Here is a 14,452-nt window from a genome sequence, read left to right as displayed (position 1 = left end):
CCCTACTTCTTGCCCTGCGCGGCAACCGCCGCGGCACCAGCGGCAGCAGCCTCGGGGTCGAGGTACGCGGCGGGGCCGGTCGGGATGAAGTTCTCGTCAAGCTCGTAGACCAGCGGGATGCCCGTCGGGATGTTCAGCTCGGCGATGTCCTCGTCCGAGATGCCGTCGAGGTGCTTCACGAGGGCGCGGAGGCTGTTGCCGTGCGCGGTGACCAGCACGGTCTTGCCTGCGGCGAGGTCGACGGTGATGTCCGAGAACCAGTAGGGGAGCATCCGCTCGATCACGATCTTGAGGCTCTCGGTGCGGGGGATCTCGCCGTCGATGCCCTGGTAGCGCTCCTCGTGCACCTGGCTGTACTCGGCGTCGTCGTCGAGCACGGGCGGCGGGGTGTCGAAGCTGCGACGCCAGGTCTGGAAGAGCTCGGGGCCGTACTTCTCGAGGGTTTCCGCCTTGTCGAGGCCCTGCAGCGCACCGTAGTGACGCTCGTTGAGGCGCCAGCTGCGCTTGACCGGGATCCAGAGGCGGTCGGCCTCCTCGAGGGCGAGGTTGGCGGTCTGGATCGCGCGGGTGAGGAGGCTCGTGTAGAGCACCTCGGGCTTGAGTCCGGACTCGGCCAGCAGCTGGCCGGCACGCTTGGCCTCGCCGACGCCCTGCTCGCTGAGCCTGACATCCACCCAACCGGTGAAGAGGTTCTTCTGGTTCCAGTCGGAGTTGCCGTGGCGGAGGAGGATCAGGGTGTGCGTCATGGGGTTAAGCGTAGCGAAGGGCGGGGGTGCCTCGCGGCCCGCTACGGTGCGGAGGATGACACGCCGGGCCGGGCACGGATGCCGCGGCTCTCGCGGCGCGTCATCCTCCGCATCGTCGCGCCGAAGCAGCAGCTACGGCAGCACGACCCCGCGCAGGTGGTGCCCGATCGAGATGCTCTCCCCCGAAATGTTCGCGAGCGGCGACAGCAGGAACGCGGTGAGGTCGGCGATCTGCGTCGGGGAGGACTGGCCCGGGCGCGCCAGTGCAACGTCGGTGCTCGGGTCATCCGTCACCAGGCCCGGGTTGATCACGTTGACGGCGACGCCCGTTCCGGCGAACTCGTCGGCGAGGCTCTTCGCCGCGATGCTCAGCACGGTGTTGCGCACGGTCGCCGTGATATTCCCGGTGAGGAATGCGTTCTGGCCGCTGATTCCGATGACGCGGCCGAAACCCTGGTCGACCATGTGCGGGATCGCGGCGCTTGCCACCCTCAAGAAACTCATGGCCTTGGCATCCATCGCCTGGGTGATCTGCTCGGGGTCGGAGAGGCGCTTCGGGTCGAGCAGATGCGCGGGCGGGGCGGCGGTGATGACGACCCCGTCGAGGCGGCCATGGTCTGCGAGGACGCTCGCGATCGCCTTCTCCACCGACGGCTGGTCGGATGCATCAAGCTCGATGCCCTCCTCTTCCTCCGGATGCCGCGACGCAACCACCACCGTCGCGCCCTCCTGACGCGCCCGGCGTGCAATCACGGAACCGATGTAGCCCGTTCCGCCGACGACGAGCACCACACGACCGCTGAGCTGAAGATCCATGGGGTCCACGTTAGCCGCGAGGCTTGCCTCTCGTTGTTTGCGCCAATCCGTCGTTCGGTGCACCGCGTTTCGACGGGATGCCGCAAACAGTGCCGCAACAGGTGGAGGTCTAGCGGCTGGGCATCTTCGCGAGGGCGGTGATGGCAGCTACCGCAGCTAGGGCTGCGGCCACACCGGCCGTGATCGCGATCGCGGTGAGCGGGACGGGGTCCCACTGGAGGAGCGCCGGAATCGTCGCGCTGGCCGCACCTGCGAAGGCAGCGCTGAGAACCACAATGAAGCGCGCCGCAAGGCCAGGGGCTGGCTCCGGCGCCCGAGCATCTGGCTGCAGCCCAGCCCGGAGGACGAGCGCTCCGAGCACGATAACGGCGAACCCGACGACAGTGCCGACCGCACCAGCGGCGACAACTGCTGGCCTGGCTTGGCCCTCAAGGACCGTTGCCGAGATGACGAGAGTGACGAGAGCCCCCGAAGACCCGAGCACACCGCACAGTAGTAGGCCTATTGCGATTTTCTTCACAGTGTTCCTCCCGGGAAATTTGTCAGTCGAACAACCGTGGAATGAGCACGACCAGGGACAGTGCAACTGCCGCCAGGGCTACCGCGACGGAGAGGCCCCACCACTTCGGTCGGCGTTTCTGGAGTAGCGACACAACGAGCAGCGACACTCCGCCGACAAGGAGCACGACTCCGCCGATGAGAAAGAGTGACGAGCCCGCGGATGGGTCTGTCATCGCGCTCCCCCTCGTTTCGTCCGGTTCCGCTCAGGCTATGCCGAGCATCGCTCACGAGAAAAGGGGTTGACGCGCGCCGCTATTTCAGCGACTCCACCACGCCCTCGAGGGTGTCGAAGAAGGCGTTGTAGCCGGCGATCGTGGCTGCGACCTGCTCGTCGCTGAAGCCGTGGCGCGGCTGGGTGAGTGCAACCTCAGTGCCGCCATCCACCTCGTCGAAGGTCACGACGATGGGGTCGCCCGGGTCGGTGCCGGGCTGGTCGGTGAGCGTGAAGACGAGGCGTGCGGGGCGGTCGACCTCCACGTACTCCCCCTCCCAGTCGATGCGCGGGCCGTCCGGGATGAGCATGGTCGCCTTGAGCACGCCGCCGGGGCGCACGTCGAGCGTGACAGTGTCGAGCGGAATCGGCACGGCATCAGTGCCGAACCACACCGCGAAATGCTCGGGCTTGGTGAAGGCATCCCACACCAGCTCGCGCGGCGCGGCGAACGTGCGGGTGACGGTGAAGCTGTCGGTCATGGGGTCTCTCCTTGGTCGTTCTGTGGGGGTTCTTCTTGAAGGGTGGCGAGCAGGGCGCCGAGCGAGTCGAAGCTGCCCTGCCAGAGCTGCTCGTAGTCCTCGAACCAGGCGGATGCCACGGCCAAAGGCCGCGCGTCGATGCGGGCCGGGCGGTACCGGGCGTCGCGTCCGCGGCTCACGAGCCCCGCCTGCTCGAGCACCCCGAGGTGCTTGGACACCGCGGCGAACGTGAGCGGGAACGGCTCCGCCAGCTGGCCGACCGTTGCCTCACCCTGCGCCAGGCGCGCGAGCATGGCGCGGCGCGTGGGGTCGGCGAGAGCCGCGAAGGTGCGGCTGAGGTGGTCTGTGGGCATGGGGTTATTCAACTATATGGTTGAATAATGCGCAAGGGGTGGATACTGGGGCGCTGGCTGCCCGTTGGTGAGGTTTCGATAACGGCCGCTTCGCGGGCCTACTCAACCCTCAGTGCGCACTGAGCGGGAGAATGGGTGCATGCCCATCGGCCAGGTCACCCGCGGAACGACCGGGCACAACCGGCTCCGCCGCATCGACCGGTGGATCGCGCACCTTCCCGAGTTGCGGAGGGCCGAGCATCCGCTCGTGGTCGACCTCGGGTACGGGGCATCCGCGACCACTCCCCTCGAACTGCACGAACGACTCAGCCGGGTGCGGGGCGACGTCGAGGTCGTCGGCATCGAGATCGAGCCAGCGCGAGTGGCGGCGGCGAAGCCGTTCGAGAAGCCGGGCGTGAGCTTTCGCGTCGGCGGGTTCGAGGTGCCGGGCGAGCGGCCGACGATCATCCGTGCGCTCAACGTGCTGCGCCAGTACGACGAGAGCGAGGTCGCCAGCGCGTGGCAGCTCATGGTCGGGCGCCTGCAGCCCGGCGGCGTGCTCGTCGAGGGCACGTGCAACGAGGTCGGACGCGTCGCCAGCTGGGTGGATGTCACGGCCAACGGCCCGCAACGCTTCACCATCTCCCTCCACCTGCCGTCGCTGGAGGCGCCGAGCGTGGTCGCGGAACGGCTACCGAAAGTGCTCATCCACCGAAACGTCCCCGGCGAGCGTATCCACGATCTCCTGAAAGACCTCGACCGCCAGTGGGCCACTCATGCGGGGCTCGGCGTGTACTCGCCGGTGCAGCGGTGGGTGGCATCCGTCGCGGGGTTGAAGGACGGCGGGTGGCCCGTGCTCGGCGGTAAGAACCGCTGGCGCCTCGGGGAGATCACGCTCGCCTGGAACGCGGTCGCCCCGCGCTGAGTGCCCTCGCCTGCTGCTGAAACTACCTGCCAATCCGCGCGCTGGTTGACGACCTGCGGTGAAATTTCGCCGCAGGTTGCTCATCAGCGCGCTCTTTTGCAAGAGGAGAAGCTCTTTGGCGAGAGGAGAAGCTCTTTGGCGAGAGGAGAAGCTCTTTGGCAGGAGGAGTAGCTCTTTGGCGAGAGGAGAAGACGAGAGGATGCCGGGACGCTACCGTGAGCGGAGTGCGTCGATCGTGACGCCCAGCACGCGCTCGCGCTGGGCGTCGTCCGAGTAGACGACCGCGGAGACACCCGCGAGCATGCGCACGGCGTCCTCGATGGTGACATCGTCGCGGGCGACACCGGCTGCCTGGGCTCGGGCGAGCACCGGTCCGCCGGCCTCGTACATCGCGGTGCGGCAGACCGTCATCACCTCGGACGTCTTGTTGAGCCCCTCCACGAGGGCGCGCTTGGTGCGGAGGTACTCGAGAAAGCGGTACAGCCACGTCTCGAGAGCGTCCCAGGGCTCCAGGTCGAGCACACCATCGGCGGCACGACCGAGTGCCTGCACCTCTTCGACGTAGACGGCTTCGAGCAATGCCTCGCGCGTCGGGAAGTTGCGGTACAGCGTTCCAATGCCGACTCCCGCCCTGCGCGCGATCTCCTCGAGGGATGCGTTGGACCCGTCATCAGAGAACACCTCGCGCGCGGCAGCAATCAGGGCGTCGAAGTTGCGCCGGGCATCCGCTCGCTGGGGTCTGCGCACGACGTCGTTGATCGTGGTCATCGCATTCCTTTCCGGATCAGTTGCAAACCGGAGGCACCCTCCGGTACAGTAACCGGAGGCGCCCTCCGTAAGAGCTCGTCACCATCATACGACCCGGAACCGGGTCATCCCCCCAGTGGAAAAGAACACTATGTCGACCACTCTCGCTCCCGAGCGCACAACCGCTCGCATCATCAACCCCTGGCGCACGTTCTTCGTGCTCTCCCTCTGCGTCGGCGCCTTCGCCACGCTGCAGAATCTCGTCGTACCCGTGCTGCCCGTCATCCAGGACGACTTCAACACGTCGACCGCAGGCGTCACCTGGACGGTGACCGCGTGGCTCATCGCCGCTGCCGTCGCCACGCCGCTCCTCGGTCGTGTCGGTGACATGGTCGGCCGTCGCCGGGTGCTGCTCATCTCGCTGGCTGGGGTGATGGTCGGCAGCGTGCTCGCCGCCTTCGCACCGAACCTCGAGGTGCTCATCGCCGCACGCATCATCCAGGGGATGGGTGGCGCGATGTTCCCGCTCGCGTTCGGTCTCCTCCGCGACGTCTTCCCCCGCGACCGCGTGCCCTCCGCGATCGGCGCCATGTCGGCGATCATCGCCATCGGCGGTGGCATCGGCGCGGTCCTGGCCGGCCCGCTCTCCTCCGTGATCGGATGGCGCGGCCTCTTCCTTGTGCCGCTCGTGCTCTCCGTTCCCGGCCTGATCCTGGCGCGGATGCTCGTGCCAGAGTCCCCGGAACGCTCCCCCGGCCGCCTCAACATCCCCGCGGCCTTCCTGCTCTCCGGCTGGCTGGTCGCGCTCCTCCTTCCGCTCAGCGACGGCAACGTCTGGGGATGGAACTCCCCGCTGGTCATCGGACTCTTCGCCCTCGCGGCCGTGCTGCTCGCCGCCTGGATCGTGGTCGAGTGGCGGGCCGAGCAGCCGCTCGTCGACATCCGCACCATGATCAGCCCTGCCATCTGGCCGATGAACGTGGCTGCTGTGCTCATTGGCGCCGTGATGTTCTCGGTGTTCGCGTACTTCCCACGGTTCGTGCAGGTGCCGACGTCGACGGGCTACGGCCTGGGCGCGACCGTCGCCGAGTCCGGACTGCTGACGCTTCCCATGCTTGCGACGATGGCGATCGCCGGGTTCCTGAGCGGGCCGCTGGGGCGAGTCATCGGGTTCCGTGCACAGATCGCCGGGGCATCCGGGCTCATCGTGCTCTCGACGATCGCGCTCGCCTTCATCCACGCGACCACGTGGCAGGTCGCGATCGCCGGCGCGGTCTTCGGCTTCGGGCTGGGACTCGTCTACTCGGCGATCACGAGTGTGGTCGTGCAGTCGGTCAAGCCGACAGAGACGGGTGTCGCGAGCGGCATGAACGCGAACCTGCGCACCATCGGCAGCTCGCTCGGCGTGACGATCATGACCGCGATCGTGGCCGGGTCGTCGATGGGCAACGAGCTGCCGACCGAACAGGCCTACGAGACCGGTTTCCTCACCGTCGCCATCATCGGAAGCGGCGCGATCCTCGTGACCATCGTCGGCTCGATCCTCGCGTCGCGCCGCGTCGTGGACGACACGGCCGCGATCGAGGTGCCGGCGGCGTCCTAGCTCGCTGGTTGCACGCGGCGAAGCCCGGCGTCCCGTCCGTGGGTGAGCGCGCTGGAGCTGGGAGCGAAGGCCATTTCTGGCCTTCGCCGCGACGCCAGCGCTGACGGCCGTCTCGGCCGTCAGGTTCCGCGGCGAAGCCCGGCGTCCCGTCCGTGGGTTGAGTAGCCGCGGCGAAGCCCGGCGTATCGAAACCTCACCCGCGTACTACGTCGGTGAGGTTTCGATACGCGCCTGCGGCGCTACTCAACCCACAAAGGGGCGCGACCTCCGGGCGCTACTCAACCCACAAGGGGGCGCACCTCCGGGCGCTACTCAACCCACGAGGGGGCGCACCTCCGGGCGCTACTCAACCCACAAGGGGGCGCGACCTTCGGTCGCTACTCCCACTAGGAGGGGGCACCCAGGGGGTGCTCCTCCGAGCCCGGGTGGTCCTCCACGGGGGGCAGCAGGTCGCGCGCTGCCTGGGCGTCCATACCGGATGCCACGAGCAGGTCCACCACGAAGGGCCGAAGCAGCACCACGATGACGGACTCCCGCAGCGCCCCATCCGGCACGATGAGTGCGGGGTCGAGCCGGCGGGCGAGATCCTCGAACACCGAGCGGGACGCGCCAACCAGGCTGCGATCCTCAACCTGCTGGCCGAGCAGGTCGACCCCGTGAGAAAGCTCGGCGATCATCGCCGCGAGTTCCGGCCGTTTCACCCCGTCGGACACGAGCACCGCGATGCGTCGAGCAACCACGCGCAGGTGCCGGGCGGTGAGGTCGGCCCCGGCGAGGATGCGCTCCTGGGTCTCGAGCTCAGGCTTGTGACGCCGCAGCCACGGCGAGATGCTCGCGATCGACTGGGCGTTGTCGAGGGAGGTGGCCCAGTCATCCACGAGCACCTGGGTTCGGCGCAGCCGGTCGAGAGCGAGCTCCGCCGCCGGTGCGTCGGCGTTGCTCAGGGAGTCGGCGAGGCCGCCGAGACCCTCATGGAAGACGGAGAAGAGAAGCCGGGCATCCCTCTTGGTCTCGCGCCGTGGGTCGCGCGGGATGAGCGCGGTGGCGGCGAGCGCCACGAGACCGGCGATCACACCGTCGAGGCTTCGCGTGAAGACACCGCCGGCCGGGTCGGGCAGCAGCACCACAATCATGCCCTGCACCGCTGCGGCGATCGCGAACGCGGGGTTCGACGAGAATGCCCGCGCGACGACGATCGTCGCGAACAGCACCACGCCGAGCTGCCAGCCGCCCTTGCCGATCAGGAGCACGATCGCCTCGCTGAGGGCGATGCCCACCGTGATGCCGAGTGCAGTCTCGAGCACAGCACGCGGCTTCGCGTTGCGCGCGAGGCCAAGGGTGCTGATGGTGGCGGTCACCGCGATGAGCGGCGTCGCGTGGCCGAAAACGAAGTGCGCGATCGAGTAGGAGGCGATCACCGCGAGGGTCAGCTGGAGCGCCGCGGGCAGGCTATCGACGGCCCTGCGCCATCCGGCGGCGAAGTGCGCACGCATTCGCACGCGACGCGCGAGGCGCCGAAGCGGAGGGCTGTCGCTCATCGCTGCCCCGTGACTGCACGAGTGCTCCGCGCAGTCATCGCTGCCTCGTGACTGCTCCCAAACGCGGGATCCTCGGTACGTTGGCCTCAGCCCCGGCATCAGTCGGAACGATCGTCTCCTGGGCGGCCGCGACATCCACCTCACCGCGCACGATCAGGTCGGCCGCAGGGTCGACGGAACGCTTGATCACGGCAAGCGCGATCGGCCCGAACTCGTGGTGCAGGGCGACGGATGTCACGCGCCCAACAACCGCGTCACCGAGAAGCACCTCTGACCCGGGTGCCGGCAGCAGCCCCTCCGATCCGTCGAGGTGCAACATCACGAGGCGCCGCGGAGGGTGCCCCAGGTTGTGCACCTTCGCTACCGTCTCCTGCCCGCGGTAGCACCCCTTGTTCAGGTGCACGGCCGACCGCAGCCAGTCGAGTTCGTGCGGGATGCTGCGCTCATCGACCTCGGTCGTGAGCCGCGGGCGCCATGCAGCAATACGCAGGGCCTCCAGCGCGAGCGAACCCGCGGCCGGGAACGCGGAGAGGTCGGCGTCGCGGGGCACGAGCACTTCGCGGTAGGTCCACTCGGCACCGGGATGCTCGGTGGTCGTCGAGTACTGGTGCCCGCCGGTTACGACCTCGCGCCACGGGTCGACCCAGACCAGCGGGACGCCGTTGGGGGCGGCCGCTTGTTGCTCGATGGCGCCCTTCGAGACGCCGCTGCGCGGCTCCTCAGGGAGCGAGGTGCCGCCGCTGCGCGGCTCCTCAGGGAGCGGGGTGAACGCCCCCACCGTCACGTAGTCCTCGGGCACGGCAACCTCGACGCGCAGCATGAAGCGCATCCGGTCGAGCCAGGCGGAGAGCTTCTCCACCTGCTCGCCGTCGACGAGCAGCCACGCGGTCACACCGTCGTCGACGATGCGCATCGAGTGCTCCACGCGGCCGGTCGGGTCGAGCAGGAGAGTCTCGGCGGATTCCCCCGGCTGCAGCTTCGCGAGCGCCTGCGACGTGAGCGAGTCGAGCCAGGTGAGGCGATCGGGGCCGGTCACGGTGATGATGCCACGGTCGGAGAGGTCGACGATGGCGGTGCCTGCGGCGAGCGCCTTCTGCTCGCCGAGCGGGTTGCCGTAGTGCTGGGGCGGAGTGCCGACGGCACCCTCACGGTCAGTGAAATCAATCAACTTTGGCCAGCCGTCCGCTTGCGTGGGTGGCGAGGGGTCGGCCCAGGGCCGCGACATCCCACGCCCAGAGCAGGTGCCCCTCGACGAGACCGTAGAGCCGGGTGGCGGCCGCGTACTCCTTCGCGCCCGCGGTGCGCACGACGGCGTCCGTCGCGAGGTCGATACGCGCCTGCCGCACCTGGCCGAGGTAGAGCTCGGTCACCCCCTCGGGGTGGACGATGGATGCCTCGATATCGAAGCCGTCGGCGTCGTTGCGGAGCTCCTCCACCTGCGACGCGGTCGTGTACGGGCGGTCACCGACCGGTCCGAGCATCCCCGGGCCGGCATCGCCGGGAGTCGCGGGGCGACTCAATCGCCAGTAGCCCATCTCGGAGACGTGCGGTAGCCCGTCGGACAGGCGCCAGGTCGTCGACGAGTAGTTGAGGTGCGGAAGCCCGTCGTGCGAGAAGCTCACCCGCTGGCCGAACTCGAGCGTCTCGGTGGACTCGCCATGGTCGAAGCTGACCACGCCGGTACCCTCCCACACGCCAATCAGCCAGGAGAGGGGGGCGAGTTCTGCCGGGATGTCGGCATCGAGCTCGATCACGCGAGATCCGCCTTAATCGCGGCGCGCTAGCGCTGGCCGCGGAAGAGGTTGTAGAGCACCACGATGGACACGTAACCGATCGCGAGCACCGCAAGGCCGAGGAGTCCGACGAAGAACAGTTCCAGGGCGAGAAGCATGGCTTCAGCCTACCCGAACGTGTCGACCACACCACCCGGCGCGGCGCGTCGTCAAAGGAGCGCGAGGATGCCCGTGGCTGCAGCCAACACGAGGAGCGAACCGCCGATACTCGCCATGGCCCGCACCACGAAACCCTCCTTGCGCTGGATGGCCAGCTGGATGGTGAAGGTTGCGATCACGGCGCCCGCGAAGGCGATGGCGATCCAGGTGATGGCCTTGTCGGGCACGCTCACCAGGGCGATCACAATGGCAGCAGCGAGGGATGCCACCCACACGGGAAGCACGCTGAACAGTTGCCAGGTCACCCCCTGAGTGTACCGACGGTTACCGGGGGCCGAACTCCGGGAAACCGTGATGCCCAGTCACACGCATAGACTGTGGGCACGCACTTTGGAGGACTATTGGCGCAGCTGTTAATACTGACCTCTGCAGTCGACAATGAAGTCTTTCCTGCACTGGGGCTCCTGAGCCACACGACGAAGCAGATACCCGCATCCCCTGCTTCGCTCATTTCAGCGCCCACGTGCGACCTCATCTTCGTGGATGCCCGCCAGGACCTGGCCAGCGCGAAGTCCCTCTGCAAGATCCTCAACACCACGGGCGTGACCGTTCCGCTCATCCTGATCCTCACCGAGGGTGGCCTCACGGCGGTGTCCGCCGACTGGGGCGTCGACGATGTCATCCTCGCGACGGCGGGGCCCGCCGAGGCCGATGCACGCATACGGCTTGCGCTCGGTCGACAGGCGCAGGATGCCTCGAGCAGCAAGATCCAGGCATCCGGCGTGATCATCGACGAGGCCTCCTACTCTGCGAAGGTGCACGGGCGACCCCTCGACCTGACGTTCAAGGAGTTCGAGCTGCTGCGGTTCCTCGCGACGCACCCGTCGCGCGTCTTCACCCGCGAGCAGCTGCTGAGCGAGGTGTGGGGCTACGACTACTTCGGTGGCACCCGCACCGTCGACGTGCACGTGCGGCGCCTGCGCGCGAAGCTCGGCGACCTCGAGTCCCTCATCGGCACCGTGCGCAACGTGGGCTACCGCTTCAACGTCTACGACGACGAGGCCGAGCGCCTCACGGCGGACTCCGCCTCCAGCTGACGGAGGGACCTTCCGCTGGTTGAGTAGGCCGCGAAGCGGCCGTATCGAAGCCTCACCAACGAACTACACCGACCACGTTGGGTGAGGTTTCGATAACGCCGGGCTGCGCCGCGGCTACTCAACCCCCGGAATGAGCACAGGCCCGCAGGCTCCTTCTTAACCCGGAGTTCATGCAGCGGTGGCAGGATGGCGGGATGGACAGCTCAGACCTCGCCGACCCTGGAGCAGCGACCGATTCGCTCGACGAATACGATCTCGACGAGTCATCCAGCGTCGATGACGGCAGCCTGCCCGTCGATCGCTACCTCGACCGCGAGCTGAGCTGGCTCGCCTTCAACCAGCGCGTGCTCGAGCTCGCCGAGGACGACCAGCTGCCCCTTCTCGAGCGCACCAACTTCTTGGCGATCTTCTCGAGCAACCTCGACGAGTTCTTCATGGTGCGCGTTGCTGGCCTCAAGCGCCGCATCGAGACGGGCATCGCCGTGCCCACCAACACGGGTCGCGCCCCCGGCGACGTGCTCGCCGACGTGAGTGCCAAGGCCCACGAGCTGCAGAACCGTCACGCGCGCGTCTTCCGCGAAATGGTCAAGCCCGCCCTCGACGAGGCCGGCATCCACATCGAGACCTGGGCCGACCTCGACGAGGCCGACCGCACGCGCATCGACGAGATCTTCGCCACGCAGATCTTCCCCGTGCTCATGCCGCTGGCCGTCGACCCCGCGCACCCGTTCCCGTACATCTCGGGGCTCTCGCTCAACATCGGGGTGCGCGTGCGCAACCCGAAGACGGGCAAGGAGGAGTTCGCGCGCCTCAAGGTGCCGACGAACCTGCCCCGGTTCGTGGAACTGCCAGACGACCTGAGCGGCCAGACCCGTTTCATCCCCCTCGAGGACCTCATCTCCAACCACCTCGAGGAGCTGTTCCCGGGTATGGAGATCATCGCGCACCACGAGTTCCGGGTCACCCGCAACGAGGATGTCGAGATCGAGGAAGACCCGAACGAGAACCTCCTGCAGGCCCTCGAGAAGCAGCTGCTCAACCGCCGCTTCGGCCCGCCCATCCGTCTCGAGATCACCGATGACATGGATGCCGTGACCCTCGCCCTTCTCATGGACGAGCTCGACATCACCGAGCAGGAGGTCTACCGCCTCCCCGCGCCCCTGGACCTCGGCGGCCTCTTCCAGCTGCGCATCAACCGCCCGGCGCTCAAGTACCCCCGCCACGTGCCGACCACTGCGGTGAGCCTGCTGCCGAAGGACTCCAACCAGGCGCCGAACATCTTCGCGTCGATCGCCAAGCAGGACATCCTGCTGCACCACCCGTACGAGTCCTTCTCGACGAGCGTGCAGGCGTTCCTCGAGCAGGCCGCGGCCGACCCCAACGTGCTCGCCATCAAGCAGACGCTCTACCGCACGAGCGGTGACAGCCCCATCGTTGAGGCGCTCATCGCCGCCGCCGAGGCTGGCAAGGCCGTGCTGGCGCTCGTCGAGATCAAGGCACGCTTCGACGAGACGGCGAACATCTCGTGGGCGCGCAAGCTCGAGAAGGCCGGCGTGCATGTCGTGTACGGCCTCGTCGGGCTCAAGACCCACTGCAAGCTCGCGCTGGTCGTGCGCCAGGAGGGCGGCGTACTGCGCCACTACTCCCACATCGGCACGGGCAACTACAACCCGAAGACGAGCCGCATCTACGAGGACCTCGGCCTGCTCACCGCGAGCGACACAGTCGGCAAGGACCTGACGCGTCTCTTCAACGAGCTGTCGGGCTACGCGATCGAGAAGAAGTTCAAGCGGCTGCTCGTGGCTCCGCTGCACCTGCGCAAGGGCCTGCTCAAGTGCATCCAGACCGAGACCGCCAACGCGAAGGCGGGACTGCCGTCGGGCATCCGCATCAAGGTCAACTCGATCGTGGATGAAGCGATCATCGACGCCCTCTACGAGGCGAGCAACGCGGGGGTCCCCGTCGACCTCGTCGTGCGCGGCATCTGCAGCGTGCGCCCGGGAATCGAGGGACTCAGCGAGAACATCACCGTCCGCTCCATCCTCGGGCGATACCTCGAGCACGCGCGCGTGTTCTCGTTCCACAACAACGGCGACCCGCAGGTCTACATCGGCAGCGCCGACATGATGCACCGCAATCTCGACCGCCGCGTGGAGGCCCTCGTGCGCATCACCGACCCGGACCACCTCAAGGAACTTGCCGACATCTTCGACCTCGCGATGTCCGACGAGACCTCGTCGTGGTGGCTCGAACCCGACGGTGAATGGGTGCGCCACTCCCGCACAGGGGATGGCGCACTGCTGCAGGACATGCAGAATGTCCTCATGACTCGAATCGCGTCACGCAAGCGTTCGGCATCCCTGCGGTGACGGAAACGGTTCTCGCCGCTGGTGTCGTGTGCTGGCGCCTCGTCGGCAAGCAGGCCAAGGTGCTCCTCGTGCATCGCACGCAGCACAAGGATGTCTCGCTCCCCAAGGGCAAGCTCGACCCGGGCGAGCTCCTCCCCCAGACCGCCCAGCGCGAGCTGCTCGAGGAGACCGGACTCGCGGTGCACCTGGGTGCCCCCCTCGGCGAGGTGCACTACACGCTGCCGAACGGGCGCCCCAAGACCGTGTACTACTGGTCGGCCGAGATCGACGACCACACCCTTGAACTCGCCAAGTTCCGCCCCAACGGCGAGATCTCGGGCCTCGAGTGGCTGCCCATCGACAAGGCGATCAAGAAGGTCAGCTACAGCCACGACGTGGAGATGATCGAGGCGCTCGCCGCCCGCATCAAGAACAAGACGGCCCGCACATTCCCGATCGTCGTCGCGCGCCACGGCAAGGCCGTGCCCCCCGGCACGTGGGACGGCCCGGATGCCACACGCCCCCTCATGCAACGGGGCGTCGACCAGTCCGCCACCATCGCGCCCTCCATGGCCGCCTTCGCCCCCGAGAAGATCATCACGAGCACGGCGGTGCGCTGCGTCTCCACGATCGCGCCGCTCGCCGGCCTCACGGGCGTGCCCGTCAAGGAGACGACGGCGATCAGCCAGGAGGCCTACGAGGAGGGCCAGTCGCGGGTGCCGGAGCTTGTGGCCAAGCAGCTCAAGCGCAAGACCGCCGTCGCCCTGTGCAGCCATGGTCCTGTCATCCCGCAGATCATTCGCGAGGTTGCGCTGCTCACGGGCGCTGGCGACACCGCGAGCCTGCGCCACGCCGCCTACCCGGGCACGGGCGACTTCTCGGTGCTGCACGTCTCGCTCGGCAAGACGCCCCAGCTCGTCGCCGTGGAGAGCCACACCCCCTCCTGACCCGAACTTCCGTGAGTTGCCGACTTCGGACAGTTCGACTCGCTCGGCACTGGCGGAAGTCGGCAACTCACGAGGGTGACGGCGGGATGTTAGCGACGCGTTTACGTCCTGTTCACCTTCCGGGACGACGGTAGTTAACCGCGCTACCTAGGTTCATTCAGTGGGTCGCACCAGGCCCCGTCTCGTAATCAAAAATTCCGAAGGGAA

16 protein-coding genes are annotated in these 14,452 nt (G+C 67.7%); 5 read left to right on the top strand and 11 right to left on the bottom strand.

Annotated features, from left to right (window positions below; translation table 11 throughout):
• Positions 1–2: 2 nt before the first annotated feature.
• The 6 genes from HDC94_RS04870 to HDC94_RS04845 all read right to left on the bottom strand — a co-directional run bounded on the left by HDC94_RS04870 (position 3) and on the right by HDC94_RS04845 (position 3,169).
• Positions 3–746, bottom strand: a complete 744-nt coding sequence (locus HDC94_RS04870; RefSeq protein ID WP_179495395.1) for a phosphoglyceromutase — start codon at positions 744–746, stop codon at positions 3–5.
• 132 nt (positions 747–878) lie between these two features.
• Positions 879–1,562 (bottom strand): SDR family NAD(P)-dependent oxidoreductase, encoded by a 684-nt coding sequence (locus HDC94_RS04865; RefSeq protein WP_179495393.1) that lies wholly within the window; start codon positions 1,560–1,562, stop codon positions 879–881.
• A gap of 109 nt (positions 1,563–1,671) precedes the next feature.
• Complete coding sequence (locus HDC94_RS04860) at positions 1,672–2,082, bottom strand: hypothetical protein (protein ID WP_179495392.1); 411 nt, start codon at positions 2,080–2,082, stop codon at positions 1,672–1,674.
• A 22-nt stretch (positions 2,083–2,104) separates the two neighbouring features.
• Positions 2,105–2,296 carry a hypothetical protein gene (locus HDC94_RS04855; protein ID WP_179495390.1) on the bottom strand — a complete coding sequence of 64 codons (192 nt, stop codon included), beginning with the start codon at positions 2,294–2,296 and terminating at the stop codon, positions 2,105–2,107.
• Between the two features lie 79 nt (positions 2,297–2,375).
• A complete protein-coding gene (locus tag HDC94_RS04850) occupies positions 2,376–2,816 on the bottom strand; it encodes an SRPBCC domain-containing protein (protein ID WP_179495388.1) in 441 nt (146 codons plus the stop codon).
• Positions 2,813–3,169, bottom strand: a complete 357-nt coding sequence (locus HDC94_RS04845) for a helix-turn-helix transcriptional regulator (protein WP_179495386.1) — start codon at positions 3,167–3,169, stop codon at positions 2,813–2,815. Before HDC94_RS04845 ends, HDC94_RS04850 begins: the two co-directional genes overlap by 4 nt.
• 139 nt (positions 3,170–3,308) lie before the next feature.
• Here HDC94_RS04845 and HDC94_RS04840 point away from each other — a divergent pair, with 139 nt between their 5' ends.
• Positions 3,309–4,073, top strand: coding sequence for a class I SAM-dependent methyltransferase (locus HDC94_RS04840; protein WP_179495384.1), 765 nt, complete (start codon positions 3,309–3,311; stop codon positions 4,071–4,073).
• A gap of 210 nt (positions 4,074–4,283) precedes the next feature.
• Here the strand turns inward: HDC94_RS04840 and HDC94_RS04835 are convergent, their stop codons facing one another.
• Positions 4,284–4,841, bottom strand: coding sequence for a TetR/AcrR family transcriptional regulator (locus HDC94_RS04835; RefSeq protein WP_179495382.1), 558 nt, complete (start codon positions 4,839–4,841; stop codon positions 4,284–4,286).
• Between the two features lie 130 nt (positions 4,842–4,971).
• On the opposite strand from HDC94_RS04835, the gene HDC94_RS04830 reads away from it, so the two are divergent.
• A complete protein-coding gene (locus tag HDC94_RS04830; RefSeq protein ID WP_179495380.1) occupies positions 4,972–6,423 on the top strand; it encodes an MFS transporter in 1,452 nt (483 codons plus the stop codon).
• A 386-nt stretch (positions 6,424–6,809) separates the two neighbouring features.
• On the opposite strand, the gene HDC94_RS04825 is transcribed toward HDC94_RS04830, so the two are convergent.
• The 4 genes from HDC94_RS04825 to HDC94_RS04810 form a co-directional block, all read right to left on the bottom strand.
• A complete protein-coding gene (locus tag HDC94_RS04825; protein WP_179495378.1) occupies positions 6,810–7,961 on the bottom strand; it encodes an aromatic acid exporter family protein in 1,152 nt (383 codons plus the stop codon).
• Between the two features lie 34 nt (positions 7,962–7,995).
• Entirely contained in the window at positions 7,996–9,186 is a 1,191-nt protein-coding gene (locus HDC94_RS04820) for a folate-binding protein YgfZ (protein ID WP_179495372.1), read from the bottom strand.
• Positions 9,122–9,715 carry an FABP family protein gene (locus tag HDC94_RS04815; RefSeq protein WP_179495371.1) on the bottom strand — a complete coding sequence of 198 codons (594 nt, stop codon included), beginning with the start codon at positions 9,713–9,715 and terminating at the stop codon, positions 9,122–9,124. The genes HDC94_RS04820 and HDC94_RS04815 overlap by 65 nt, the downstream gene beginning before the upstream one ends.
• 188 nt (positions 9,716–9,903) lie before the next feature.
• Positions 9,904–10,158 carry a hypothetical protein gene (locus HDC94_RS04810; RefSeq protein ID WP_179495369.1) on the bottom strand — a complete coding sequence of 85 codons (255 nt, stop codon included), beginning with the start codon at positions 10,156–10,158 and terminating at the stop codon, positions 9,904–9,906.
• A 96-nt stretch (positions 10,159–10,254) separates the two neighbouring features.
• Here HDC94_RS04810 and HDC94_RS04805 point away from each other — a divergent pair, with 96 nt between their 5' ends.
• From HDC94_RS04805 to HDC94_RS04795, 3 genes are all read left to right on the top strand, one after another.
• Positions 10,255–10,950 (top strand): response regulator transcription factor, encoded by a 696-nt coding sequence (locus HDC94_RS04805; RefSeq protein WP_179495367.1) that lies wholly within the window; start codon positions 10,255–10,257, stop codon positions 10,948–10,950.
• Between the two features lie 194 nt (positions 10,951–11,144).
• Entirely contained in the window at positions 11,145–13,319 is a 2,175-nt protein-coding gene (locus tag HDC94_RS04800; RefSeq protein WP_179495366.1) for an RNA degradosome polyphosphate kinase, read from the top strand.
• The gene (locus HDC94_RS04795) at positions 13,316–14,245 is read left to right on the top strand and encodes an NUDIX domain-containing protein (RefSeq protein WP_308495626.1); all 930 of its coding nucleotides are present in this window, start codon (positions 13,316–13,318) and stop codon (positions 14,243–14,245) included. The genes HDC94_RS04800 and HDC94_RS04795 overlap by 4 nt, the downstream gene beginning before the upstream one ends.
• Positions 14,246–14,452 lie beyond the last annotated feature (207 nt).

The organism is Leifsonia sp. AK011 (genome assembly GCF_013410945.1).
Lineage (GTDB): Bacteria > Actinomycetota > Actinomycetes > Actinomycetales > Microbacteriaceae > Rhodoglobus.
This window is presented reverse-complemented; position numbering and strand designations above follow the sequence as displayed.